Origin of the sequence: Romboutsia sp. D33t1_170424_H2, from assembly GCF_015669105.1 — a bacterium.
GTDB lineage: Bacteria > Bacillota > Clostridia > Peptostreptococcales > Peptostreptococcaceae > Romboutsia_C > Romboutsia_C hominis.
The window spans coordinates 83556-109095 of the sequence record NZ_JADOZQ010000004.1 but is presented as its reverse complement, the minus strand read 5'-3'; the positions used below and the strand labels follow the sequence as shown (position 1 = coordinate 109095).

Annotated in this window: 23 protein-coding genes and 1 pseudogene; 18 read left to right on the top strand and 6 right to left on the bottom strand. The window is 26.7% G+C overall.

Going from position 1 to position 25540, the window contains the following annotated elements; translation table 11 throughout:
• Positions 1 to 37: 37 nt before the first annotated feature.
• Entirely contained in the window at positions 38 to 1657 is a 1620-nt protein-coding gene (locus tag I4U66_RS06595; protein WP_092925380.1) for an ABC-F family ATP-binding cassette domain-containing protein, read from the top strand.
• Positions 1658 to 1733: 76 nt separating this feature from the next.
• The gene (locus tag I4U66_RS06590) at positions 1734 to 2282 is read left to right on the top strand and encodes a hypothetical protein (protein ID WP_092925382.1); all 549 of its coding nucleotides are present in this window, start codon (positions 1734 to 1736) and stop codon (positions 2280 to 2282) included.
• Positions 2283 to 2310: 28 nt separating this feature from the next.
• Here I4U66_RS06590 and I4U66_RS06585 read toward each other — a convergent pair whose 3' ends face one another.
• A complete protein-coding gene (locus I4U66_RS06585) occupies positions 2311 to 2559 on the bottom strand; it encodes a hypothetical protein (RefSeq protein WP_092925384.1) in 249 nt (82 codons plus the stop codon).
• A 217-nt stretch (positions 2560 to 2776) separates the two neighbouring features.
• On the opposite strand from I4U66_RS06585, the gene I4U66_RS14820 reads away from it, so the two are divergent.
• Complete coding sequence (locus tag I4U66_RS14820) at positions 2777 to 2911, top strand: hypothetical protein (RefSeq protein ID WP_271893476.1); 135 nt, start codon at positions 2777 to 2779, stop codon at positions 2909 to 2911.
• Between the two features lie 209 nt (positions 2912 to 3120).
• The gene (locus I4U66_RS06580; RefSeq protein WP_092925386.1) at positions 3121 to 4290 is read left to right on the top strand and encodes a CD0519/CD1768 family membrane protein; all 1170 of its coding nucleotides are present in this window, start codon (positions 3121 to 3123) and stop codon (positions 4288 to 4290) included.
• A gap of 112 nt (positions 4291 to 4402) precedes the next feature.
• Here I4U66_RS06580 and I4U66_RS06575 read toward each other — a convergent pair whose 3' ends face one another.
• On the bottom strand, positions 4403 to 4567 hold the full coding sequence (locus I4U66_RS06575) for a hypothetical protein (RefSeq protein WP_176698671.1): 165 nt from the start codon (positions 4565 to 4567) through the stop codon (positions 4403 to 4405).
• 162 nt (positions 4568 to 4729) lie between these two features.
• On the opposite strand from I4U66_RS06575, the gene I4U66_RS06570 reads away from it, so the two are divergent.
• The 5 genes and pseudogenes from I4U66_RS06570 (at position 4730) to I4U66_RS06550 (ending at position 13676) form a co-directional block, all read left to right on the top strand.
• Positions 4730 to 6328, top strand: coding sequence for a Na/Pi cotransporter family protein (locus tag I4U66_RS06570; RefSeq protein ID WP_195928626.1), 1599 nt, complete (start codon positions 4730 to 4732; stop codon positions 6326 to 6328).
• A 300-nt stretch (positions 6329 to 6628) separates the two neighbouring features.
• Positions 6629 to 10843, top strand: a complete 4215-nt coding sequence (locus I4U66_RS06565; protein ID WP_195928625.1) for a 2-hydroxyacyl-CoA dehydratase — start codon at positions 6629 to 6631, stop codon at positions 10841 to 10843.
• 281 nt (positions 10844 to 11124) lie between these two features.
• Complete coding sequence (locus tag I4U66_RS06560) at positions 11125 to 12432, top strand: hypothetical protein (protein ID WP_092925391.1); 1308 nt, start codon at positions 11125 to 11127, stop codon at positions 12430 to 12432.
• A 97-nt stretch (positions 12433 to 12529) separates the two neighbouring features.
• A pseudogene (locus I4U66_RS06555) lies at positions 12530 to 12841 on the top strand (Spx/MgsR family RNA polymerase-binding regulatory protein); the annotation flags it as partial.
• A gap of 130 nt (positions 12842 to 12971) precedes the next feature.
• A complete protein-coding gene (locus tag I4U66_RS06550) occupies positions 12972 to 13676 on the top strand; it encodes an N-acetylmuramoyl-L-alanine amidase (protein WP_195928624.1) in 705 nt (234 codons plus the stop codon).
• A 60-nt stretch (positions 13677 to 13736) separates the two neighbouring features.
• Here I4U66_RS06550 and I4U66_RS06545 read toward each other — a convergent pair whose 3' ends face one another.
• Entirely contained in the window at positions 13737 to 13967 is a 231-nt protein-coding gene (locus tag I4U66_RS06545) for a hypothetical protein (RefSeq protein ID WP_166505568.1), read from the bottom strand.
• 143 nt (positions 13968 to 14110) lie between these two features.
• Here I4U66_RS06545 and larE point away from each other — a divergent pair, with 143 nt between their 5' ends.
• From larE to truA, 8 genes are all read left to right on the top strand, one after another.
• Positions 14111 to 14920, top strand: coding sequence for an ATP-dependent sacrificial sulfur transferase LarE (larE, locus tag I4U66_RS06540; protein ID WP_195928623.1), 810 nt, complete (start codon positions 14111 to 14113; stop codon positions 14918 to 14920).
• Between the two features lie 9 nt (positions 14921 to 14929).
• Positions 14930 to 16072 carry a THUMP domain-containing class I SAM-dependent RNA methyltransferase gene (locus tag I4U66_RS06535; protein WP_195928622.1) on the top strand — a complete coding sequence of 381 codons (1143 nt, stop codon included), beginning with the start codon at positions 14930 to 14932 and terminating at the stop codon, positions 16070 to 16072.
• Between the two features lie 60 nt (positions 16073 to 16132).
• Positions 16133 to 16804 carry a hypothetical protein gene (locus I4U66_RS06530; RefSeq protein ID WP_092925402.1) on the top strand — a complete coding sequence of 224 codons (672 nt, stop codon included), beginning with the start codon at positions 16133 to 16135 and terminating at the stop codon, positions 16802 to 16804.
• 162 nt (positions 16805 to 16966) lie between these two features.
• On the top strand, positions 16967 to 17590 hold the full coding sequence (locus I4U66_RS06525; protein ID WP_092925404.1) for an HDIG domain-containing metalloprotein: 624 nt from the start codon (positions 16967 to 16969) through the stop codon (positions 17588 to 17590).
• Positions 17591 to 17600: 10 nt separating this feature from the next.
• A complete protein-coding gene (locus I4U66_RS06520; RefSeq protein WP_092925406.1) occupies positions 17601 to 19004 on the top strand; it encodes an FG-GAP repeat domain-containing protein in 1404 nt (467 codons plus the stop codon).
• 17 nt (positions 19005 to 19021) lie between these two features.
• On the top strand, positions 19022 to 19720 hold the full coding sequence (gene walR, locus I4U66_RS06515; protein ID WP_092925408.1) for a cell wall metabolism DNA-binding response regulator WalR: 699 nt from the start codon (positions 19022 to 19024) through the stop codon (positions 19718 to 19720).
• A 2-nt stretch (positions 19721 to 19722) separates the two neighbouring features.
• Positions 19723 to 21192 (top strand): sensor histidine kinase, encoded by a 1470-nt coding sequence (locus tag I4U66_RS06510; RefSeq protein WP_195928621.1) that lies wholly within the window; start codon positions 19723 to 19725, stop codon positions 21190 to 21192.
• Positions 21193 to 21288: 96 nt separating this feature from the next.
• The gene (truA, locus tag I4U66_RS06505) at positions 21289 to 22026 is read left to right on the top strand and encodes a tRNA pseudouridine(38-40) synthase TruA (protein ID WP_092925412.1); all 738 of its coding nucleotides are present in this window, start codon (positions 21289 to 21291) and stop codon (positions 22024 to 22026) included.
• Positions 22027 to 22056: 30 nt separating this feature from the next.
• Here the strand turns inward: truA and I4U66_RS06500 are convergent, their stop codons facing one another.
• Together I4U66_RS06500 and I4U66_RS06495 are read right to left on the bottom strand one after the other, a co-directional pair.
• Positions 22057 to 22437 (bottom strand): DUF4363 family protein, encoded by a 381-nt coding sequence (locus tag I4U66_RS06500; RefSeq protein ID WP_092925414.1) that lies wholly within the window; start codon positions 22435 to 22437, stop codon positions 22057 to 22059.
• A 25-nt stretch (positions 22438 to 22462) separates the two neighbouring features.
• On the bottom strand, positions 22463 to 23113 hold the full coding sequence (locus I4U66_RS06495) for a DUF421 domain-containing protein (protein ID WP_092925416.1): 651 nt from the start codon (positions 23111 to 23113) through the stop codon (positions 22463 to 22465).
• Positions 23114 to 23307: 194 nt separating this feature from the next.
• Between I4U66_RS06495 and miaB the strand changes: the two genes are divergently transcribed.
• Positions 23308 to 24741 carry a tRNA (N6-isopentenyl adenosine(37)-C2)-methylthiotransferase MiaB gene (miaB, locus tag I4U66_RS06490; protein WP_092925418.1) on the top strand — a complete coding sequence of 478 codons (1434 nt, stop codon included), beginning with the start codon at positions 23308 to 23310 and terminating at the stop codon, positions 24739 to 24741.
• Positions 24742 to 24862: 121 nt separating this feature from the next.
• Here the strand turns inward: miaB and I4U66_RS06485 are convergent, their stop codons facing one another.
• Positions 24863 to 25474 (bottom strand): NUDIX hydrolase, encoded by a 612-nt coding sequence (locus tag I4U66_RS06485; RefSeq protein ID WP_092925420.1) that lies wholly within the window; start codon positions 25472 to 25474, stop codon positions 24863 to 24865.
• Positions 25475 to 25540 lie beyond the last annotated feature (66 nt).

Sequence of the window (25540 nt, the reverse complement as noted above, 5' to 3'; positions counted from 1 at the left end):
ATTTACGAAAATTAAAGAAAGAAAGGAATACACATTAATGTTACAAGTTACAAATGTTGGACTTAGATTTGGTGATAAAGAGTTATTCAAAGATGTTAACTTAAAATTCACTAAAGGAAATTGTTACGGGATAATAGGAGCTAATGGTGCAGGAAAATCAACTTTCCTTAAAATATTAGCTGGTGATATAGAGCCAAACACAGGAAGTGTTTCAATAACTGAAAAAGAAAGAATGTCAGTACTTAGACAGGACCACTTCAAATATGAAGAAGATACAGTTTTAGATGTAGTTATAATGGGACACGAAAGACTATACTCTATAATGAAAGAAAAAGATGCATTATACATGAAGCCTGATTTCACTGAAGAAGATGGTATAAAAGCTGCTGAACTTGAAGGTGAATTTGCCGAACTTGATGGATGGGATGCAGAGACTAATGCAGAGAGACTTTTAATGGGTCTTGGTATACCTAAAGAGGTACATTATAAGCAAATGAAAGAATTAACAGGTGGAGAAAAGGTTAAAGTATTACTTGCTCAAGCATTATTTGGTAAGCCTGAGATACTAATAATGGATGAACCTACAAACCACTTAGACTTCCAATCTATAAACTGGTTAAATGAGTTTATAATGGGACTTGAAGATTCTATCGTTATAGTTGTATCACATGATAGACACTTCTTAAATCAAATATGTACAAATATAGTTGACGTTGATTTTGGTAAGATACAAATGTATGTAGGTAACTACGATTTCTGGTATGAGTCAAGCCAATTAGCATTACAACTTGCTAAGGATCAAAATAAAAAGGCTGAAGAAAAAATAGCTCAACTTAAAGAGTTCATCGCAAGATTCAGTTCAAATGCTTCTAAAGCAAAGCAAGCAACATCTAGAAAAAAACAATTAGAAAAAATACAAGTTGAAGAAATACAACCATCAAGAAGAAGATATCCATATGTAGGATTTACACCTGAGAGAGAAATAGGAAATGAGGTTTTAGAAGTTGAAGGATTAACTAAAACTGTAGATGGTGTTAAAGTACTTGATAATGTATCATTTAGACTTGATAAAGATGATAAAGTAGCATTTATGGGTGACGAAATAGCTATAACTACATTATTCAATATAATAATGGGTGAAGATACTGCTGATAGTGGAACATTTAAGTGGGGAGTTACAACTTCTCAAAGTTACTTACCTAAAAATCACAATCAATACTTTGATGGTGTAGAATACTCATTAGTTGATTGGTTAAGACAATATTCTGAAGAAAAGAGTGAAAGTTTTATAAGAGGATTCTTAGGCAGAATGTTATTTAGTGGAGAAGAAGCTCTAAAGCAAGCTCAAGTTTTATCAGGAGGAGAAAAAGTTAGATGTATGTTATCAAAACTTATGTTAAGTAACGCTAACGTATTAGTTTTAGATGACCCAACTAACCACTTAGACCTTGAAAGTATAACTTCTGTAAACAAAGGTTTAGAAAAGTTCCCAGGAGTATTAATATTTAATTCTCATGACCACGAAATGATACAAACTCTAGCAAATAGAATAATAGAAATAACTCCAGGTGGTGTTATGGATAGAAAAACTACGCTAGATGAATACTTAGAAAATAAAGACATACAAGCTCAATTAAAAATTATGTATGGTAAATAAATTAATACCCTCTAAGCACAGAGTATTTTATACTTTGTGCAAGGAGGTATTTTTAATATCCAAAAAGGAGAAATATATGAAAAAAGTAGATATAACTAATAAAGCCATAATGCTTTTAACCGCACTAAGTGTTATATACGCTATATTAGAAGGAAATATACTGTTTTTATCACCAATAGTCACAATAGCTATTCCATATAGACTAGCTAGATATAAAGAAGATTATAACTATGGCAAAAATAAAAATAAGTTAACTACACTATTTTTATTTAATATAGCATCTTTTATTTTAGTAGCAATAATTAGTGATAGTATGACACAAGAGTTACTAGATAATGTAATAAATATTTTTGTTGCATTTATGTACTTTAAGATAATGTTTATATTAGAGAGAAAAAGTGAGCAAAATAATAATCCTAGGGCTGTATATGAAAAATTACAAAAGACTGTATATGTACTTGAAGCTATGAGTACTAAAATGGAAGATGAAATAAGAAATGCAAAAAGTGAAAAAACTAAAAAGAATATACAGCTTAAAAAAGAAAAAATAGAAATACAATTAGTAGCATATAAAAGTCAATTAGAAATATTAAAAATGAAAATAGATTCAGAGAAAAATAATTAAAAGTAGACTAAAATTAGTCTACTTTTAATTATTTAACACTATTTCTTATTAAAGCATCTATTACTTTATCTAAATTTAAATTATCAGTATCTATATCCTCAATTTCAACGATATAGTCTTCAAGTTCTACCTCAACATAAGAACTATGATTACCATTATCTTTTATATAATCAACAATTTTATAATCTTGTATCTCATCTTTGAAATATTCTTTTAATTCTTCATATTCATCATTACTTATTTTTGATTTATTGCACTTGCAGTTTGGACAAGACATGACGTACCTCCTCATTTTATGAAAATTAATTTTTATATTATAACCTTTATTATAAACTAAAAGTCAAAAATATAAAATAATATTGTATATATAAGTTAAATAGATTAAGTTTGGCATAAAAAATTTGATAAAAAATAAACTTTCAATAAAAGTATTGACTTGATACAGTATATTGTATACAATATCCTAAGTAGAAAACATAAAGGGGGAGTTAAAAATGGCAATGATAAACAAATTAGCAAAAACATTAAAAGGAATAAGCAACTACTTATTAGTAAGTGAAAGAATAAATAGTCAAAAATGCTTAGCTAAAGATTTAGATACAACAAAAACTATAATAGATAATAAGTAGAAATTAATATATAAATGTAAATGTTTAAAGTACTACCATATGGTAGTACTTTTTTATTAATAAATATAAATGCAAATTATCGCAAAGAAAAAAATAAATATTTACATAAAAATAAATTTAATATATTATAGAATAATAAAAAATATTCTTTAAATTTATAATTTTAAGTTTAAAAGACACAGATAATAATTACATAGGGGATGATTTGTATGCAAAATACTACAACTAAAAGGAAAGTCAGGTCGGTAAATCTAGAGACATTTGTATTTTTAGCTATCTTATTAGGCGGATTTACCTATGTAGCAAGTATCATGGGAGCAGGTATAATGTTTAAAGTTATAATGAACACTGCTCACGATTTATTATTAAATACTGTATTTTTAATAATGGCAATGGCTGTTTTAGCAGGGGCACTAAGTGCATTATTATCAGAATTTGGAGTAATATCACTACTTAATAAAATATTTGCTATTTTTATGAAGCCTTTATATGGACTTCCAGGAGCTAGTATAGCAGGAGCTGTAACTACTTATTTATCTGATAATCCAGCAATCATATCATTTAGCAAGGATAAATCTTTTACTAAGTATTTTAAAAAGTACCAAGTACCAGCACTTTGTAATTTGGGTACATCTTTTGGAATGGGTCTTATAGTTACAACATTTATGATATCTCAGGGTGAAAAATATGTACTTCCGGCGTTAGTAGGAAATATAGGTGCCATAATAGGTAGTATAATTAGTGTTAGAATAATGTTGCACTTTACAAAAAAATACTATAAAGATGAGATAGATAATACTAGTTTAGAAATAGAAAATTCTAAGATAGAGGAGTATAGAGAAATAAGAGATGGAAGTATATTCCAAAGGGTCCTAGATGCAATACTTGAAGGTGGAAAATCAGGTGTAGAATTAGGATTAGCTATAATACCAGGTGTTTTAATAGTATGTACATTAGTAATGTTACTTACATTTGGCCCAAGTATAGATCCAAATACCGGTAAAGAAGTATATACAGGGGCAGCATATGAAGGTATAGCTCTTTTACCTGTAATAGGAAAGAAGCTAAACTTTATATTAGAACCACTATTTGGATTTACATCAGCACAAGCTATAGCATTTCCTATAACCTCATTAGGTGCAGTTGGTGCAGCTATGAGTTTAGTACCACAGTTTATCAAAGATAATGTTATAACTCCTAATGATATAGCCGTATTTACGGCCATGGGAATGTGTTGGAGTGGATACTTAAGTACTCATGTAGGTATGATGGATGCATTAAATGCAAGAGGACTAACTAGTAAAGCAATAATTTCACATACGATAGGTGGAATATGTGCAGGTGTATCTTCTCATTTTATATTTATGCTAATTTCATAAAATTTATAGAAAATAGACTTAGATGATATCTAAGTCTATTTTCTATTTGTATTAGGATATTTAAAATTATATTGATTAGTAATCTTGAACCATAAAAATTTTATATTTTAGATTACTTCTTTCTAGGCTTTATAGGTCTAGATGTATTTTGACTAACAGAACCAGTTTTGCTAGGTCTTAATCTTGGTGATATATTAAGTTCTTCAGCTATTTCTAGACTTGAACTTGCAACATTTTTACTTTGTTGAGGGGCTTTACAAGCTTTTTTTCTAGTCATATAGTCCTCCTTAAATAATTTATTGAACAATAATAATTTAACCTAAAAATATAATTACTATTCTAATCAATAAAATGTAGCTTTAGAAATTAGAGTGAATTATTAAATGGAAAAAGGAGAAAAATATATATAGAATGATGTTTAACCAAAGGAGGAATTAATTTGGAGATACTAATAAGTCTTATAGGAGGACTAGGACTTTTTTTATATGGTATGACATTAATGGGTAATGGACTTCAAAAAGCAGCTGGGGAAAAACTAAAGAAAATAGTAGAGCTTTTAACAAGTAATGTTTTACTTGGAGTATTAGTTGGAGCAGGAGTAACTGCGATAATACAAAGCTCTAGTGCTACTACTGTTATGGTAGTTGGTTTTGTAAATGCAGGTATAATGACGTTATCTCAAGCTATAGGAGTTATAATGGGAGCAAATATAGGTACAACTATAACTGCTCAATTAGTAAGTTTTAATTTAGAGGGGCTTGCTCCTATAACTTTAGGTATAGGTATAGCACTTTATCTATTTTCATCAAAAAGTAAAACTAAAAATATAGCAGAGATATTGCTTGGATTTGGTATATTATTTACGGGTATGGAGTTTATGAAAGATGCTGTCAGCCCTCTTGCTGAATATAAAGGATTCACAGATGCACTTGTTAATTTTGGTCATAGACCACTACTTGGTGTACTGTTAGGTCTTATAATAACAGGAGTAGTTCAAAGTTCAAGTGCATCAATGGGGATGCTTATAGCATTAGCATCTCAAGGAATTATACCACTTCAATCTGCACTTCCTATACTTTATGGAGATAATATAGGTACTTGTGTTACATCATTATTGTCTAGTATAGGTGCTAACAAAAATGCAAAAAGAGCAGCAATTATGCATTTATTATTTAATATTTTGGGTACACTAATGTTTTTATTAATATTAAACAAGCCAATAGTTGCAGTAGTAACAAGAATTAATCCAACAGATGTAGCAAGACAAATAGCAAATGCACATACATTATTTAATATAGTAACAGTTATAATACTTTTACCATTTTCTAAGTATATTGTAAAATTAGCTATGAAGATAGTTCCTCAAACTGAAGAAGAAAAGGAAGCTAAAACTTATTTAGATGAGCGAATGTTAGAAACACCATCAATAGCATTTGCAAATACATTAAAAGAAACTAATAAAATGGCTAAAGTAACAAATATATGCTTAAATTCATCTATGAGTGCATTTTTAAATAAATCTAAAAAAGATGTAGAAGAAACATTTAAAATTGAAAAAGATATAAATGATTATCAAAGAAATATATTAAACTATTTATTAAAATTGTCTAAGACATCTTTAACTGGTAACTCAGTAGAAGAGGTAGATAATTTATTTAACACTATAAATGATTTGGAAAGAATAGGAGATCATTCTGAAAATATAGCTGAACTTGCTGAGATAGCAATTGATAAAGATGTAAGCATATCCAATGATGGTCAAAAAGAAATTGAAGAAATGTTTGAAAAAGTCAAAAAAAATTATGAAGATGCTTTAATTCTTATAAATAAAAAAGACAAAAAAATAGCTGAAAGAATAATTAAAACAGAAGAAGAAGTAGACAATATAGAAAAATCAATAAGAGCAAATCATATATACAGATTAAACAATAATACATGTGAGATAGACTCTGGGATATTATATCTAGATTTAGTATCAAACTTAGAAAGAATTTCAGATCATTGCTCAAATATAGCTATAAGAGTATTAAATTATTAGCACACTAAATAAGTGTGCTTTTTTACTTATTAATGTAATATATTTACTTGAAAGTTGTGGATAATCTATGAATTAAAGTTATAGTAACATATTTAGAAAAAGTAAAGATATCCGCATATACAGTAGCTCAAAAATAATTTTTAAGCAACGAACGAAGTCGTTGGAGACATGAGCGAAGCGAATTTTTTATGTATATATATAAATATCAACTTAAAAAACTTATAAATTTTGGCTACATATAAATATCTAAAAAAGCATAAAACTTAATAATAGATAAACAGAAAATATGGGGGATTTAACATGAATAGATTATTTTCATTAGGTATAGATATTGGCTCAACTACAGTCAAAGTTGTGGTATTTGATGATGATAATAATATTGTATATAAAAATTATAAAAGACATTTGTCAAGTATAAAAAATACAGTTTTAGATACATTATTAGACGTACAAAGTATACTAGAAGGTAGAGAAATAACTGTAGCAATAACAGGGTCATGTGGAATCGATATGGCTAAGAGACTAAAAATAGATTTTATACAGGAAGTAATAGCATCTACAGAAGCTATAAAGTATTTTTATCCAGAAACTGATGTGATTATTGAATTGGGAGGAGAAGATGCAAAGGTAACTTATTTAACAGATGGAATAGATCAAAGGATGAATGGTATATGTGCAGGAGGAACAGGTGCATTTATAGACCAAATGGCATATCTTTTACAGACCGACTCTAATGGATTAAATGAACTTGCAAAAAATTATGATACGATTTACAAGATAGCATCAAGATGTGGTGTATTTGCAAAAACAGATATACAACCTCTTTTAAATGATGGAGCTAAAAAAGAAAACATTGCAATGAGTATATTTAATGCAGTTGCTATACAAACTGTTAGTGCATTAGCTTGTGGGAGAGAGATAAAAGGTAAGGTTGCTTTTTTAGGAGGACCGTTATATTTTTTATCAGAACTAAGATATGCTTTTAAGAGGGTGTTAAATTTAGATGAAGAAGATATAATATTTCCTAAGGATGCCCAACTTTATGTATGTATGGGAGCTAGTTTAATATCAAAAAAAGGCAGCAAAGTTAACCTTGAATCATTGATAGATAAAATTAAGAATTTGGATAAAGAAGGTATAAATAAAATAAGTAAATTAGAGCCACTATTTAAAGATAAAAATGAATATGAAATATTTTTAAAAAGACATAACAAAAAAGATATAGGATATAAAGATATAGAAAAAGTAGTAGGGAATTGTTATTTAGGTATAGACGCAGGGTCAACTACAACAAAAGTAGTTTTAATAGATGAAGAAAAAAATATATTATATAGTCACTATAGTAGTAATAATGGAAGACCTTTAGATACGGTTAAAGAAGTTTTAATTGATATATATAGCAAATTACCTAAAAAAGCTAATATATGTTACTCAACAGTAACAGGTTATGGTGAAGGTCTTATAAAGAAGGCATTAGGTATAGATTTTGGGGAAATAGAAACTATAGCACATTATAAAGGAGCAAAGTATTTCAATGATAAAGTTGACTTTATATTAGATATAGGTGGGCAAGATATGAAGTGTTTAAAAATTAAAGATGGTGTAATTGATAATATAATATTAAATGAAGCATGCTCATCTGGATGTGGTTCATTTTTAGAAAATTTTTCAGAATCATTGTCTATAGACATAAAAGAATTCGCAAAAATAGGAACATTATCTAAATTACCAGTAGATTTAGGTTCAAGATGTACTGTATTTATGAATTCAAAGGTAAAGCAAGCACAAAAAGAAGGCGCTAGCATAGCAGACATATCAGCAGGTCTTTCCTATTCCATAATAAAAAATGCATTATATAAAGTTATTAAAGAAAGTAATTTTGATAATCTAGGGAGTAATATAGTTGTCCAAGGCGGTACATTTAATAATGACTCAGTACTTAGAAGTTTTGAAAAGATAATAAACAAAGAAGTTGTAAGACCATCTATAGCTGGGTTAATGGGGGCTTTTGGATGTGCTTTAATATCAATGGATATGTATAATGGTAGCAATAAAAGCACCTTACTTAATTTAGACAAAGTAAAAAACATAGAAGTTAGTTCAGAAACTTCAAGATGTGGTGGATGCTCAAATAATTGTTTATTAACAATAAATAAATTTTATGATGAATTATTCATATCAGGAAATAGATGCGAGAGGGGAGAAGCTTTATATAATGATAATAAAATAAAAGAAAATAAGATAAATCTTTATAAATATAAATATAATCGAATATTTAACTACAAGCCATTAGAAAAATCTAAAGCATTTAGAGGTGAAATAGGTATTCCAAGAGTATTAAATATATATGAAAACTATCCATTTTGGCATACTTTTTTTACAAATATGGGATTTAGAGTAGTTTTATCTAAACGTTCATCAAAAGATTTATATGAAAAAGGAATATCATCTATAACATCAGACACAATTTGCTACCCAGCTAAGATGGTACATGGGCACATAAAAGATTTAATAGAAAAAGATATAAAATATATTTTTTATCCTTGTGTAGTTAATGAAAAAAAAGAAGATGAACGATGTGACAATAATTATAATTGCCCAATAGTTATATCTTACTCAGAAGTTATAAAAAATAATATAGATGAAATAAAAAATATAAATTACATTAATCCTTTTATAAGTCTAAATAATCGTGAGAAACTTATTAAAAACTTATATGAAGAACTATTTAAGTACTTTAATATATCTAAGACTGAGGTAGAAAAGTCTCTAGATAAGGCATATATAGAGCAAGAGAGATACAGAAAAGATATAGAAATTGAGGGAGAAAAAGCCTTAAAAGAGATTTATGATAAAAATGAAAAAGGTATAGTTTTATGTGGAAGGCCATACCATATAGATCCGGAGATAAATCATGGAATACCAGAACTTATAAACTCCTTAGGAATAAATGTATTAAGTGAAGATTCTATATTTCACCTATCTAAAATAAATAAATCACTTAGAGTAGTTGATCAGTGGGTATATCACCATAGAATGTATAAAGCAGCAAGTTTTGTAAAAGAAAGTTCTAATTTAGAACTTGTTCAACTAAATTCATTTGGATGTGGTATAGATGCTATTACAATAGATCAAGTCAAAGAAATCTTAAATGAGAAATCTAAAATTCATACAGTTATAAAAATTGATGAGGGAAATAATCTAGGTGCAGCTAAGATAAGGATAAGGTCATTAAAAGCTGCAATAGAAGAAAGAAAAAATAATAAATATATAGAAAATGATCATATCGAATATAAAAAAGGTAGAATAAATAAAAAACATACTATATTAGTACCTCAAATGTCACCTATACATTTTCAATTTTTTAAAGAAACAGTAAATTTAAGTGGGTATAATTTGGTTATTTTAGAAAATATAAAAAGAGAAATAATAGATGAGGGGTTGAAATATGTAAGCAATGATGCATGTTATCCTGCAATAATAGTTATAGGTCAAATTATAGAAGCTTTAAAAACTGGTAAGTATGATTTAAATAGCACTTCTGTAGCTATAACACAAACTGGTGGAGGATGTAGAGCTACTAATTATATAGGATTTTTAAGAAAAGCCCTTTATGATTCTGGTTACAAAGATATACCTGTAATATCTTTAAGTGTAAATGGAATAGAGAAAAATGGATTATCAAAACATATTACACTTAGTATGGCTAATAGATTATTAATGTCTTGTATATATGGAGATTTATTGATGAAAGTTTTATATAGAACAAGACCTTACGAAAAGTATACAAACAGTGCCAATAAATTGTATGATAAATGGGTTTGTATATGCAAAGAATCATTAAAAAAATCTAGTATATTAGAGTTTAAGAAAAATATAAAAAGTATAATACATGATTTTGATAATTTAGAGTTAATAGATATAAAAAAGCCTAAGGTTGGGTTAGTAGGAGAAATATTAGTAAAATTTCATCCTCTTGCAAACAATTATTTAGTTGATATTATAGAAGCTGAAGGAGGAGAAGCGGTAGTACCTGAGTTATCTAACTTCTTTCTTAGTTGTTGCTTAAATGCAGAATATAAATTTAAACATCTAGATGGAAAATGGATAAATAAAGAATTAGGAAATCTATTTATAAATGCAATGAATATTTATCAAAGCACTTATAATAAAGAATTAATGAAAAGTAAAAGGTTTATTCCTCCAAAAAATATAAGAACTATATCTAAGTATACTGAAAATGTAATATCATTAGGAAATCAAACAGGAGAAGGTTGGTTATTGACAGGAGAAATGTTAGAGTTATTAGAAGATGATATTAAAAATATTATATGCATGCAACCTTTTGGGTGCCTTCCAAATCATATAACAGGAAAAGGTCAAATAAAGAAAATAAAAGAAATGTATAAAGATGCAAATATAATAGCTATTGATTATGATTCATCAGCAAGTGAAATAAATCAAATAAATAGAATTAAATTAATGTTATCAACAGCATTAAAAAATAATTTTTAAAGTATGAATTAAGCCCCTTAAGATAGATAGAATTTAAAGTTATTAGATAACACTACTTTAAGGGGAATCTTTATGTAAGGAAATAATTCAAATATGTGTTTAAAAGAAGAGATTGAAAATGCTATAATATTATATAAAATCAATTTAAGTTAAAATGAAAAAGATAATTAGTATAATAGATAGTTATATACATTGATATAACAACGATTAATTTAAATCTTAGCTAAAGTTTATTATTTATGATATAATCAAGAAGTACTGCATGGAAGGAGGAAAACATTATGAAAGAAATAAATAGTGCTATATCTTCAGAATACTTAAGATACAAAATAGATGAAGATATAATCATATATCAAGGTAGATTTTGTATTTATTTAGATAAAAAATATAAATGTAGCGGAATAGTGTATTATAAAATGACTCCTCCAGTATCTATAAACTTTAAAGCACAAATACTTTCTGCATATGATGAAGATATAGACTTAGATTTAGATTATGATAATGCAATACTTGAAATTTATGGATATAAGCCAATTTCGATAAGTATAAATTCGATAAATGATTTTAATATAGAAGGATATACAAATGATAGCTATATAAAGTCAAAAAATGCATATGTAGATTATATAGATTTTCATATAATAAACTTAGATAAATTTCCGGGAACACTTATAAAACACGTGGATAAGTTGTTCGCAGGTAGAATTCAATTTGAAATTAATGACTTTGTAGTTACAATAGATAAAAGGTATGATTATAGAAAAGAATTAAATGAAAAACTAAAATCTAAATCTGGTAGTATAATAACTCATATAGGGAGAGTTCAAAGAAAAGATAAAAAACAATTTAAAACTAATAATATAATAGATTTTTTAGATAGGATATCAATAGCACTTAGCTTTATGTGTGGAAGGCATATTGGAATATGCTTAGCTAAAGGGTATCAAGGAAATAACAATGTCTATAGGTTATGGAGAGAAAACATAGTAACTCCATTTAAGTTTGTACCAACTTGGACAGATACTATATCAAATCACCATAATATAGAAAAGTATATGTCTTTAATGTGCAAAAAACTAGAAGATGGATATTGTGGACAAGTTATAAAAAATGTAATAGATTGGTATATAGAATCATTAGGTGAGATAACAATAGAAAATAATATAATATCAATTCAAATTGCATTAGAAGCACTATCTTATATGATACTTGTAGAGCAAGAACAAATACTTAATGATGATGAATTTGACTTAAATAGTGCAGCTAAAAATATAAAAATGGTACTAGATATATGTAAAATCCCATATGGAATGGAAGAATTAGATCTATTTGATGATTGGACTAAAACAAGATTTGATGATGGGGTAGATCTAGTAATATACTTTAGAAATAAAATAGTGCATCCAAGCAGAAGAGATAATAGAGCAAATCTTAGTGTTGAGGATATGTGGAATATAATACAAATAGGGACAAAGTATTTAGAACTAATAGTATTATCTTTTATAGGATATAAAGGAGAATTTTCTAATAGACTAAATGAAAGATGGTTTGGGGAAGTAGAAGTAGTTCCATGGAATAAGTTTGATTAAAAGTATAGCTGTTGGGTAAATATAAAATAAAATGTTAACTAAAAGGGTGAGACAAATGATAAAATTATATGGGTATTCAAAATGATCGACTGTAAGAAAAGCCAAGGCTTGGCTTAAGGAAAATAACTTAGAATTTGAGGATATTGAAATAGTTAAAAATCCTCCAACTAAAGAAGAATTAAAAAAAATGTATGAACTAAGTGGATATGAATTAAAAAAATTCTTTAATACTAGTGGTGTAAAATATAGAGAGCTAGGGCTTAAAGATGTAGTTAAAACTGAGAATGATGATAAATTACTAGATATATTATCTAGCGATGGAATGCTTATAAAAAGGCCTATAGCATTTGATGGAAAACATGTTGTGGTAGGTTTTAAAGAAGAGGAATGGAAAGAAAAATTACTATAAAACAAAAGCTGTGTTGTATAATTTATAACACGGCTTTTTGTATTAAAAATAATGTCAAATTATATACCTAAATCATATAATGTATAGGGCTATTTATTATAGCTTAAGTACTATAAAAGGAGAATTAATTATGGTAAAAAAGGTATATATAGATCCAGGTCATGGTGGAAATGATAGTGGAGCTATTGGTATTAATAATCTATATGAAAAAAATATAAATATAGAAGTATCTAAAAAGGTAGAGAAATTATTAAAGAAACAAGGAATAGAAGTAAGGTTAAGTAGATCTGAAGATAAAACAATATCTTTAGAAGCGAGAACTAGTGATGCAAATAGTTGGGGTGCAGACTGTTTTGTATCTATTCATTGTAATTCATTTAATGGCACAGCTAACGGTATAGAGACGTACTCTCATACATCATCAACTAAGGATTTAGCAAATTATATACATGAAGAATTGCTAAAAACCAAAGCATATACTAAAAATAGAGGAGTAAAGACTGCTAATTTTTATGTAATAAGAAATACTAATATGAGAGCATGTCTTATAGAGCTTGCTTTTATAGATAATCAGGAAGATTACAAAATTCTTACTCAAAAGCAAGAGGCATTAGCAGATGGGATAGCAAGAGGCATATGTAGATATTTAAATATAACGTATACTCCAGTTGACAATGATGTTAATAAACCTATAACACCTATAGATAATAGGGATACTTTATATAGGGTAGTATGTGGCTCATATAATAATAGATTGAATGCTGAAAAAAGAATAGAAGAGTTAAAAGAAAAAGGATTTAATGATGCTTTTATAGTTATATACAAGAAGGAATAAGTAATAGATTAATTAATAACATCCCAGAGAAATATTACTCTGGGATAAATTAATTATATTCTAGTTTTCTTTTACATATATTTTAGGAATATATATAGTTAAATTATCTAAATTAATAATACTTTCGTAAATTACTTTAGCATTAAGTTTCATGTCGCTATTTTGTAACTCTAAAGAAAGTATAGTGTTATTATAGTTACATATATCTAATGTTTTTTTATCCTCTTTAAATTTTAACTTTATGTTTTTGTTACATCTAAGAAAATTTTGTAAGATGTCATAATAATTCATAATAGTCATCCCTCCCCCTTTACTATTTTAATATTACAATAAATATATAAAAAACTCAATTTTAAAGTAAAGAGAAATTAAAGTTTGCTTTATATTATAACATTATATATAATTAATTTATTAAATAAGGGAGAGGTGTATTTGTGGAATTAAATGATAAGCTAGAAAAATTAAAAAATATATTAGCTAAATTAGACAATGTAGCTATAGCTTATTCTGGAGGAGTAGATAGTAATTTTTTACTTAAAGTAGCTAAAGATGTATTAGGTGAAAAAGTAGTGGCTATAACTTTAAATGCTATGATGCATAGTGAAAAGGAAATAAACGAAGCAAAAAAGTACGCAAATGAATTTGGTGTTAAGCACCTAGTTATAGATATAGATAATTTAGAATTAGATGAGTTTATCGAAAATAAAAAAGATAGATGCTATCATTGTAAAAAATATGTGTTTAATACTATTAAAAAGATAGCAAAAGATAATAATATAGAGTATATACTAGATGGAACAAATATAGATGATTTAGGTGATTATAGGCCAGGGCTAAAAGCACTAGAGGAATTAAATATTATAAGTCCATTAAAAGAGTGCAATTTAACTAAAAAAGATATAAGAGTATTATCGAAAGAAATGGGACTAAAAACATATAATAAGCCGGCTTTTGCATGTCTTGCAACTAGAGTCCCATACAATACAAGAATTACTAAAGAACTTCTTACAAAAATAGAAATGAGCGAGCAATATTTAGCAGATTTAGGATTTAATCAGTTTAGAGTAAGAATACATGAAAATATTGCTAGAATTGAAGTTGGATTTGATGAGATAGATAAGTTTTTTATTAAAGAAGTACTTAAAAACACTAGTAATAAATTTAAAGAATTTGGATTTGAATATGTTACCCTAGATATGAATGGATATGAAATGGGTAGTATGAATAAAGATATAAGCAACTAAGGAGGACGTATGAAAAGTTATACATTAGTATCACCATGCTTTTTTGGTATGGAAAAAATGCTAGCAAGAGAAATAAAAGAACTAGGTTTTGAAATAGTAAAAACAGAAGATGGTAGAGTAACTTATAAAACTGGAGAAGATGGTATCGCTAAAGCTAATATGTGGTTAAGATGTGCAGAAAGAGTACACCTTAAAATTGCTGAATTTGAAGCTAAAACTTTTGACGAATTATTTGAAAATACTAAGAGAATAGATTGGTCAAGATACATTCCTTATGAAGCTGAATTTCCAGTATCAAAAGCATCATCTATAAAGTCAAAGTTATATAGTACTACACATATACAATCAATAGTAAAAAAAGCTATAGTAGATAGTTTAAAAGCTAAGTATATGGAAAGAGGACTACTAAAAGAATGTAAAGAAAAATATCCTATATATGTATTTATACATAAAGATATAGTAACTCTTTACATAGATACAACGGGAGATGCTCTTCATAAAAGAGGATACAGAGAAAGAGCTAACAAAGCACCTATAAGAGAAACTTTAGCTGCTGGTATAGTTGATTTAACACCTTGGAAACCAGGTAGAATATTGGTTGATCCTATGTGCGGTTCGGGGACTATGCTTATAGAAGCAGCTATGAAAGCTATAAATATGGCACCAGGTATGAATCGTGAGTTTATATCTGAAAAATGGAGAACTATAGATAAAAAAATATGGTGGGATGTTAGAAAAGATGCCTATGAAAAAATAAATGAAGATATAGATTTTAAAATTTATGGATATGATATAGATGAAGAAACTATAGAAATAGCTAAGGAAAATGCAGAAATAGCTGGAGTTGATCAATATATAGAATTTAATGTTTTAGATGCGACTCAATTTAAAAGTGATGAAGAGTATGGGTTTATAATAACAAATCCACCTTATGGAGAAAGACTTGAAGATAAAGAAAGTGTCCAAATGCTATATAGAAATTTAGGAAAGGCCTTCTTTAGACTTAGAAATTGGTCATATTATTTAATAACTTCTTATGATGAATTTGAAAAAGAGTTTGGAAAACAAGCTGATAAAAAGAGAAAGTTATACAATGGAATGTTAAAAACAAACTTATATCAATATATAGGTCCAAAACCACCTAGAAAATAGTAATATTTAACCCTCTAATATACTATATATAATATAAAGAGTATTTTAGGGGGTGTATTTATGTTTAGAGTTAATAGTAAAAATCGAAAAAAATCACCTAAAGAAAAAACAATTAAGGCACCTAAATATGAAGAGGATTTAAATGAAGTCATACTTAATGATTTCCTTACTGAAGAAAGAAAAAATAATGATGAGTTAGAAAAAGATGTTAAGTCAAAAAAATCAAATAAGTTAAAGGTAAATTTAGGCCTAGGAAGTAAAAAATCTAAACCAAAAAACTCTAAGAAACATCAAGAAGAAAAAGATTTAGCACAGGTAGAGGAAAAAAATAGTAAACAAGTAGAAGAAAAGAGCAAAAATAGCAATAATCCTAGCAAAAAGAGTAAAAATCAAAAAAGTAATAAGTCAGCAACTAAGAAACCTTCTAAAAATAATAAGATAAAACCAAAAGAAGAAGTTAGCCATAAAAAAGTCAAAAGTAAAAAGTCTTCAAATCAAAAAGGAAAAAAAGTAAAACCTTTAAGTGATGAAAGTAATATATATGTAGATGAAAATCAACTTAGTAATGAAATTAATTCTGACGGATATTATGAAATTGAAGCAGATGATTCAGTAGGATTTAGAACTATACAAGAAGAGTCATCTAATGAAGATAATGTAGTGGAAAGTGAAGAAAGCAGCAATAAATTTGAAAATATAGTTTGGTCAGAAGAAAAGTTTCCAAAAAAATAAAGCTGTTAAAATCATATATAAATAAAAAAAAATAAATAGTGATAAAATAAAAAAGCTTAGTTATTCTAAGCTTTTTTTATATATTAAGGTATTATAAATATGTTCGCCAACACGTTGCTTAGGCGAAGTGAATTTTTTATTAAAAAAATAAGGAGAAAAAATATGACTAGTAAAGAGATATTTAATGAGGTAGATGAAATATTACTTAAAAGTAATAAACCTTCTAAAGATATAAGAAGGTTAATTGAAAATGGAGAATTTGATAAAGAGCCATTTGAAATGATAAAAAATCTAGAGAAGGTAGAACAAAATCTAAAATATCATCCAGAAGGAAATGTATTAAATCATATACTATTAGTAGTTGATAAAGCTAGTGAAGTAAAAAAACTTTCAGAAAATGAAAGAGTATTTATGTGGTCAGCTTTACTTCATGATCTAGGAAAACTTACAACGACAAAAATTAGAAGGGGCAAAATAACATCCTATAATCATGATATAGAAGGTGAAAAAATTGGTAAAGTTTTTTTAGATATGGTAAGTAATGACAAAAAATTTAATGAAAGTGTATCTAAAATGATAAGATATCACATGCAACCATTATTTTATGATAAAAATCTTCCTTTTTTTAATCCACAAAATATGATAAATGATGTAAAATATAAAGAGATAGCATTATTATCTTTTTGTGATAGATTAGGAAGAGGAAATTTAAGTTTAGAGACTATAAATAATGAAAAGGAAAGAATAGAAAAGTTTAAACAATATTTTAAAACATACAAAGGATAGGAGGTTTTAGATGAAATTTTTTAAGTTATTAATTGGGGCTAGCTTAATTGTATTTTTAACAACTGGATGTAGTATAACTTCAGAATCTCCTGAAGAGCTTATTAAAGATAAGCCTTTATATAATCAAAATGAATCAGATTTATATAAAGGTATAAAAAAATTACTAACAAAACAAACATCTTTGTTACAGCCAAATAATTCAAAAGAAGCAGCAAAAATAAATGAGGTAGATTTAGACAATGATGGAGAAAAGGAATTAGTAGTATTTCAAAAGAAAGAAAGCCAAGATGATAAAAAAGATGAAGTGGGATTTATTGTATTAACTAAGAATCCTGATGGTACATATACAAATAAAGAAAAAGCTTATTCACTTCAAGAAGGTGAAGAAATACAATATGCTAATTTTTATGATTTAAATAATGATGGAAAAAAAGAAATAGTACTTCTTATAAAATCAGAGGGAAAAACTAATATGTATATATATAATTTTATTGATGATGAAGTAAAAAAAGTATACACATTAGATCCTACATGGTTAGAAGATAGTAAAAATCTTTTAGATATGAAAGTAAAAATTGGATATATTGATGGAGATGATAAGTTAGATATATTAATGCTACATTTTAATCCAAAGACTAATAAAGCATATGCAAGTTTAGCTAACTTTGATAAAGGCCTTAAGCTTGTTAACTATGTTGAGTTTGATAATATAAAAAGTCTGAATAATTCATATATAACATTAGGCACTATATCAACTGAAAATAAAAAGGGTAAAACAATTGAACATAAAGGCATAGTACTTGATATGCCTATACTTAAAAATGATAACTATATAACACAGATATTGTACTTAAAAGATGGTAAATTAAAAAAAGCATTTAAAGATGACGATAAAAGTATAATGAAGCCATACTACATACCAGTAGAGGATATAAACAATGATAAGGTTATAGATATACCTATAGTAAATGGAAGTGGAAATATATATACTTCAAAAACCTCAGCAACTATAAGCTGGTATAGATGGAATGGAAAAGAAAATCTAGAAGATTCATCATTATTATTTACAATTCAGATATATTATAATTATCAATATAAATTTAGCCTTTTAATACCTAATGAACTAGTAAACAAGTTCTATATAGAACAAGATTATCAAGAGCAAAGTAGTGATGTATTATTTAAATTCTATTATTATGATATACTAGAAACAAAACCTAAAGAATTATTTACAATAGCTGTTGTTAATAAAAATATAATTGATGAAAATAAAAAGAATGTCAATCAATCGTCAATAACACTTGGTGAAAATAACGATTATACTTTCACATTATATATAAACAACTTAGAACAATTAAAAAAATTAAAAATAAATGAAGAGGCATTGAAAGAGTATTTCTCACTTATATATTAATTATTGGGAGGTTTAATATGAAGGAAAAAATATTAATATTAGAAGATGAAATAGGAATAAGAAGTTTTGTTAGTATAAACCTAAAAAGGGAAGGATATGAAATAATAGAAGCAGGAACAGGACAGGAAGCATTAGAAAAAATAAGCAAAGAACCAGATATAAAGCTAGCTCTTTTAGATGTTATGCTTCCAGATATAAGTGGTATAGAAGTATGTAAGTTTATTAGACAAAACTTTGATCAGGTAGGTGTAATAATGCTTACAGCTAAAGCACAGGAAGATGATAAAATCGAAGGGTTTATATCAGGTGCAGATGATTACATGGTGAAGCCTTTTAGTATAAAAGAACTATTAGTAAGAGTATCAGCGCTTTTAAGAAGAGTTAAAAAAGACGAAAATTTATCAAAGGGAAATGAGATAGTATCAGATTCATTTGTATTAAATTTAGATAAAAGGAAATTATTCAAAGATAATGAAGAAATAGAACTTACACCTACTGAATTTTCAATAGTTAAATACTTAATGAAAAATTCAAATCAATCATTAAGTAGAGATCAAATACTTAATGAAGTGTGGGGAACTAATTATTTATATGATTTTAAAATTGTAGATGTAAACATAAGAAGAATAAGAAATAAAATAGAAGAAGACCCATCTAAGCCTAAATATATACAAACAGTTTGGGGTTATGGATACTGTTTTAGAAAGGAAGAATGATATTGTTACATTTTGAAGGCTTAAGAAAGAAGATAATAAAAAATTATTTTACTATAATAATTATAACTGTTATATTATTTGAAGGTCTTTTTATGTTTTATGTACAAAACTACTATTATGATTATGTAAGTCAAATTTTAAAAAGTGAAGCAAATAATATAAATAGACAATATAATAATAACATAGTAAATGAAGCTGATAGCTTTGAAAATAAAGTAAATGCTATACTACAAAAAGAAAACAAAATAAATGCTATATTACAAAAAGAGCACTCAAGTAGTGATTCAAAATTTGCTATTTCAATTATAGATAAAAACTCAAAGATGATTATAGATCAATATGGATTTAAAACTAACGTAGATGTAAATGGAGAAGATATAAGTAGAGCTTTAAAAGATGAGAATAATTTGAATCCATATGTATATAAAATTCCTGAAACGGGGGAGCATGTTATGAGTATATCTGTTCCTCTTAAGACTAACAATATAATAGAAGGTGTAGTAAGATATACTATTTCTTTAGAAGAGATAGATTCAACTATATTTAGAGTAATACTTGGATTAGTATTAGCAGGAATTTGCATATTGCTAATAGCAATATCTTTAAGTCTTAGATTTGCAGAAACTCTTATACAGCCTCTTAGAGAATTAAAACAATTTGCAAATGAACTAGCACATGGAAACTACAGTATAAAACTTAAAAATGTTAATATATCAGATGATGAAATAGGTGATTTAGCAGAAACTTTCATACATATGGCAGAGGAAATAGACAAAAGTGAAAAGTTAAAAGAAGAATTTATATCATCTATATCTCATGAACTTAGAACTCCTCTTACATCTATAAAAGGATGGAGTGAGACACTTTCTTATGAAGGTATAGGCAAAGAAGAGTTAGACCTAGGCTTAGGTATTATACAAGATGAAACAGAAAGACTTATAAAGTTAGTTACAGAATTACTTGATTTTTCTCGCCTTGCATCTGATAGAATAAAATTAAAAATAGATTTAGTAGATATAAGAAAATTATCAGTAGGTGTTGTTAATCAGTTGAAAGTTAAATCTAGTGAAAAAAATATAGATTTATCTGTAGAATTTATAGGAGATTATTTTGAACCTATACAAGGAGATAAAGATAGACTAAGACAAGTTTTAATAAATTTAATACAAAATTCTATCAAGTTTACAGATAACAATGGATTTGTAAAGCTTATAGTATCTCAAAATGAGGAGTATACAACAATAAAAGTTACTGATAATGGTTGTGGTATAGAAACAGAAAATTTAGATAAAGTACTAGATAAATTCTTCCAAGAAGATTATAACAAAGCAGGTAGTGGTTTAGGGCTTGCAATAAGTAATGAAATTGTAAAACTTCATGGTGGATATATGAATCTAGATAGTGAAAAAGGTGTTGGAACAACTATGACGATAGTTGTAAAAAATAAACTTTTAGAATCTATAGATTATTAAATAGTATTAAATATCATAAAAATAGGATATACTTAGATAAAGTATATCCTATTTTTATATAATTAAGGATTATAAATTAATGAAAAGAGGAACAAAATGAGAAATATAAAAATGACAATAAAATATGATGGCTCAAGATATAAGGGGTTTCAAAGATTAAAAGATAATGATATGACAATACAAGGAAAGATAGAAGATGTTCTTAGTAAAATGACTAACGAACATATAGAAATAATAGGATCTGGAAGAACTGATATGGGAGTTCATGCAAGAGGACAGGTTGCTAATTTTAAGACAAATTCTGAGTTAAGTTTAAAAAAAATGCAAGATTATCTATATAATTATCTACCGGAAGATATAGTTATAACTGAACTAGAAGAAGTTGAAGAAAGATTTCATAGTAGATATAATGTTAAGTCAAAAACTTATTTATATAAAATAGACAATAATAAATATCATGACCCATTTACTAGAAGATATACTACTCATATAGAAAAAAAACTAAATATAGATTTAATGAGAGAGGCAAGTGAATATTTAGTTGGGGAGCATGATTTTACTAGTTTTGCTTCTTCTAAATCTAAGAAAAAATCAAATGTTAGAGAAATACATTCAATAGTAATAAATGAAAATAATAATATGATTGATATATATGTTCAAGGTAATGGATTTTTATATAATATGGTAAGGATAATAGCGGGAGCATTAATAGATGTTGGGTCTAAAAGAAAAACTCCACAAGACATAAAAATAATGCTAGAAAATAAAGACAGATCTAAATCATCTGATACGGCACCAGCTAAAGGACTTTGCTTATATAAAGTTACATATTAATACTAAAATAGATGGGAGAAATCCCATCTATTAGAATATATGATTTAAGTCAAACTGTTCATTTTCTATTATATTATGTAATGCATTTTTTATTCTTTGTATCTGTTCAAGTGACATACCTTTATCTTTAGCACAAATAGAACCTTGAAGAATATCTAAATATAAAGATACTTCTCCAAAATACTCATGATTAAATACTTTATACCAAGAATCCTTACTTTCATTAAAGCTTGTGTCATATTCATCTAAAGCTTTTTTAGCACTATCCCAATCACCATCCTTTATATGAAGTTCTATTGATTCAGCTTTTTCAGTGTATAATTTAGCAAAATCATCAAATTTATCAAGAGAATAAAAACTAAATAATAAAAATAAAACTGTCCAAATAAGTGAACATATTAAAGCCTTCAATAAATTTCACCTCATATCTATCAATTTATCTTGTTTGTATAAATACCTTATCATTTTCATCAATACTTAATAATAAGATATCTTTTTTATTTTTTATATTTTTTTTACTTAATATTTCATATAGCCATTTTTTATCTTTTCCAATAATTCTAAGATTTTTATCTATAATATAACCATCTATTATAAGAGACATAGGAAGATGTTCAAAGCATTTTGTAGGGATATCTTTGTATGATGGTGAAGGTAATATACTTAAATTGCCATCTGTTTCAAGTATTGCATATTGAACATCACAAACCTTAAAATACCCTTCAATTCTAAGTTGTTCAAGAAGTTCATCTATTGTAACTCTTTGTTTTTCTAATTCCTTATAATCTATTTTGCCTTTATTTATTAAAATAGATGGAGCCCCGCATAAAAAAGTTCTAACTTTTCTATTTTTTAAAGTTATATAAGAAACAACTATTTGAATAAGCGTAAGGCCTGTAACAGAAGCTATACCATTAATTAAAGGTATATTATTGTTTTCCATAGGCAATGCAGCAACTTCTGCTATTAAAAGAGTTATTACTAAATCAAATGTATTCATTTCTGCTATTTCGCCTTTTCCCATAATTCTCAAAGATATTAAAACAACCATATAAAGTAAAATACTTCTTACCAATACTAACACCATAATTATTTTCCTTTCACATTATATGATAAGTTATTTTACCCTTATTTATAAATTATGATACATAAAACTTAAATTTAATATCTTTAAAATAATTTATAAATTTGATATAATATGGTTTAGTAAATTTGTTTGAAAATAAATAAATATTAATATAAATGTGTAGTTTATTTAAAATTACTGAGGAGATGAAATAGATGAGCAAAAGAAAACAAATAGAAGTTCCTATAGAAAAAATAAAAGAACAAGATAAGTTTATAGATGCAATAAAAGAACAAAACACTAGATATTATGCAATACATCAAGCAAAACCTAGATATTTGATACAAACATTTGGATGTCAAATGAATGAACATGATTCTGAAAAACTATGTGCTATGCTTGAAGCTATGGGGTATGAAAAAGGATTGACTGCTGGAGAATGTGATTTAATAATATACAATACTTGTGCGGTTAGAGAAAATGCAGAATTAAAGGTATATGGTAATTTAGGTCAGTTAAAAGGTCAAAAAAGAAAAAATCCTAATTTAAAAATAGCAGTTTGTGGATGTATGATGCAACAACCTCATGTTGTTAAAGAATTAAAGTCAAAATATAGACATGTTGATTTAGTATTTGGAACACATAATCTATACAAATTCCCTGAATTATTAGTTAAGTCAATGGATGAAAATACTATGTTAGTTGATGTATGGGATGTTGATGGTGAAGTTGTAGAAGGTTTAAGAAGCAATAGAAAATTTGAACTTAAAGCTTTTGTAAATATAATGTATGGTTGCAATAACTTCTGTACTTACTGTATAGTACCATACACTAGAGGTAGAGAAAGAAGTAGAAAGCCTGAAGATATAATATCTGAAATAAAAGAATTGGTAGCTAATGGGACAAAAGAGGTTACATTACTTGGGCAAAATGTTGATTCATATGGAAAAACACTAGAAGAACCAATAAGCTTTGATAAGTTGCTTAGAATGGTAAATGAAATAGAGGGAATAGAAAGAATCAGATTTATGACTTCTCATCCTAAAGATATATCTGATGAAGTTATATATGCTATAAGAGATTGTGACAAAGTATGTGAATTTTTACACTTACCAGTTCAATGTGGAAGTTCAACTTTACTTAAAAAGATGAATAGACACTATACTAAGGAATATTATTTAGAAATTATAGAAAAAGCTAAAAAAGAAATACCAGATATAGCATTTTCTACTGATTTAATGATAGGATTCCCAGGTGAAACAGAAGAAGATGTATTAGATACTATAGATGTAGTTGAAAAAGTAAGATATGACTCAGCATTTACATTTATATATTCAAAGAGAGAAGGAACTCCAGCAGCTAAGATGGAAGATCAAATACCAGAAGATGTAAAACACGAAAGATTTAATAGAGTACTAGACAAAGTTAATGAAATAGTTGCTCAAATAAATAAAAGTTATGTAGGTAAAACTGTTGAAGTTTTAGTTGAAGGAAAAAGTAAAACTGATGATAATAAGTTTACAGGAAGAACAAGACAAAATAAGTTAGTAAACTTTGAAGCTAAAGAGGATGAAGATTTAATAGGAAAGTTAGTAATGGTTGATATAACTAGTGCTACTAACTTCTCATTAGTAGGAAAAATAAAATAAATAAAAAAGGTATCTCTTGTGTAATTTCAAGAGATACCTTTTTATTTAAAATATAGAATATTAACTAGATGTATATAAGAATTAACAAAATTTTTAATTATTAAGGAAGTAATTAACACTTCTAATTAGATATTATAGATAAAAAGTTTTCTAGTATTTTTGCTGTTATACCCCAAATTGTATAATTTTTATAAGAATAAAATAAAACAGAATAATTACCTGTATCAAATTTATAATTTTCTTTATTAGGAATTTTATCAAATGGAAAATCTGAACTTGGTATAGTTTTAACATCGCTATTATAAATATTTGGTACACTTTCTAGTAAATATGATATAGGAACTAAGAATATGTGATCTACCTCAGAAGTATTTATACTAAAATTATCTATATCATTTATATATCCTAAAAATGGATGTATTATTAAGTTTGATGGAGTAACTAGTAAATCTAATTCACAAATAATATCAATATTATTATAAGTTGTTCCAAGCTCTTCACATGTCTCCCTTATAGCCGTATCTATAGGTAATTCCCCAAGCTCTATTTTACCACCAGGGAAACATATTTCATTAGGTTGTGTTTTTAAATTTTTAGATCTAACTTCAAATAAGATATAGTGCTTATTATCTTTTTTTACTATTGGAATTAACACAGATGCTTTTTTCATATTTTCATGTCCGTTTATATATGCCTTATAGTTTTTTAATTTTTCTTTAAAATTGTAAATCATAAAGTCCTCCTTGTTAATGTCATAATACTATTATAATATGAATTATAAAAAATTATAGCAAAATAC

What these genes read in the sequence shown, in the direction of transcription:
- truA (WP_092925412.1), top strand. Translation starts at nt 21,289, where the DNA reads ATGAGAAATATAAAAATGACAATAAAATATGATGGCTCAAGATATAAG.
- I4U66_RS06485 (WP_092925420.1), bottom strand. Translation starts at nt 25,474, where the DNA reads ATGATTTACAATTTTAAAGAAAAATTAAAAAACTATAAGGCATATATA.
- I4U66_RS06520 (WP_092925406.1), top strand. Translation starts at nt 17,601, where the DNA reads ATGAAATTTTTTAAGTTATTAATTGGGGCTAGCTTAATTGTATTTTTA.
- I4U66_RS06530 (WP_092925402.1), top strand. Translation starts at nt 16,133, where the DNA reads ATGTTTAGAGTTAATAGTAAAAATCGAAAAAAATCACCTAAAGAAAAA.
- I4U66_RS06495 (WP_092925416.1), bottom strand. Translation starts at nt 23,113, where the DNA reads ATGGTGTTAGTATTGGTAAGAAGTATTTTACTTTATATGGTTGTTTTA.
- I4U66_RS14820 (WP_271893476.1), top strand. Translation starts at nt 2,777, where the DNA reads ATGGCAATGATAAACAAATTAGCAAAAACATTAAAAGGAATAAGCAAC.
- I4U66_RS06575 (WP_176698671.1), bottom strand. Translation starts at nt 4,567, where the DNA reads ATGACTAGAAAAAAAGCTTGTAAAGCCCCTCAACAAAGTAAAAATGTT.
- I4U66_RS06545 (WP_166505568.1), bottom strand. Translation starts at nt 13,967, where the DNA reads ATGAATTATTATGACATCTTACAAAATTTTCTTAGATGTAACAAAAAC.
- I4U66_RS06560 (WP_092925391.1), top strand. Translation starts at nt 11,125, where the DNA reads ATGAAAGAAATAAATAGTGCTATATCTTCAGAATACTTAAGATACAAA.
- I4U66_RS06590 (WP_092925382.1), top strand. Translation starts at nt 1,734, where the DNA reads ATGAAAAAAGTAGATATAACTAATAAAGCCATAATGCTTTTAACCGCA.
- I4U66_RS06535 (WP_195928622.1), top strand. Translation starts at nt 14,930, where the DNA reads ATGAAAAGTTATACATTAGTATCACCATGCTTTTTTGGTATGGAAAAA.
- I4U66_RS06580 (WP_092925386.1), top strand. Translation starts at nt 3,121, where the DNA reads ATGCAAAATACTACAACTAAAAGGAAAGTCAGGTCGGTAAATCTAGAG.
- I4U66_RS06585 (WP_092925384.1), bottom strand. Translation starts at nt 2,559, where the DNA reads ATGTCTTGTCCAAACTGCAAGTGCAATAAATCAAAAATAAGTAATGAT.
- I4U66_RS06550 (WP_195928624.1), top strand. Translation starts at nt 12,972, where the DNA reads ATGGTAAAAAAGGTATATATAGATCCAGGTCATGGTGGAAATGATAGT.
- I4U66_RS06595 (WP_092925380.1), top strand. Translation starts at nt 38, where the DNA reads ATGTTACAAGTTACAAATGTTGGACTTAGATTTGGTGATAAAGAGTTA.
- walR (WP_092925408.1), top strand. Translation starts at nt 19,022, where the DNA reads ATGAAGGAAAAAATATTAATATTAGAAGATGAAATAGGAATAAGAAGT.
- miaB (WP_092925418.1), top strand. Translation starts at nt 23,308, where the DNA reads ATGAGCAAAAGAAAACAAATAGAAGTTCCTATAGAAAAAATAAAAGAA.
- I4U66_RS06565 (WP_195928625.1), top strand. Translation starts at nt 6,629, where the DNA reads ATGAATAGATTATTTTCATTAGGTATAGATATTGGCTCAACTACAGTC.
- I4U66_RS06525 (WP_092925404.1), top strand. Translation starts at nt 16,967, where the DNA reads ATGACTAGTAAAGAGATATTTAATGAGGTAGATGAAATATTACTTAAA.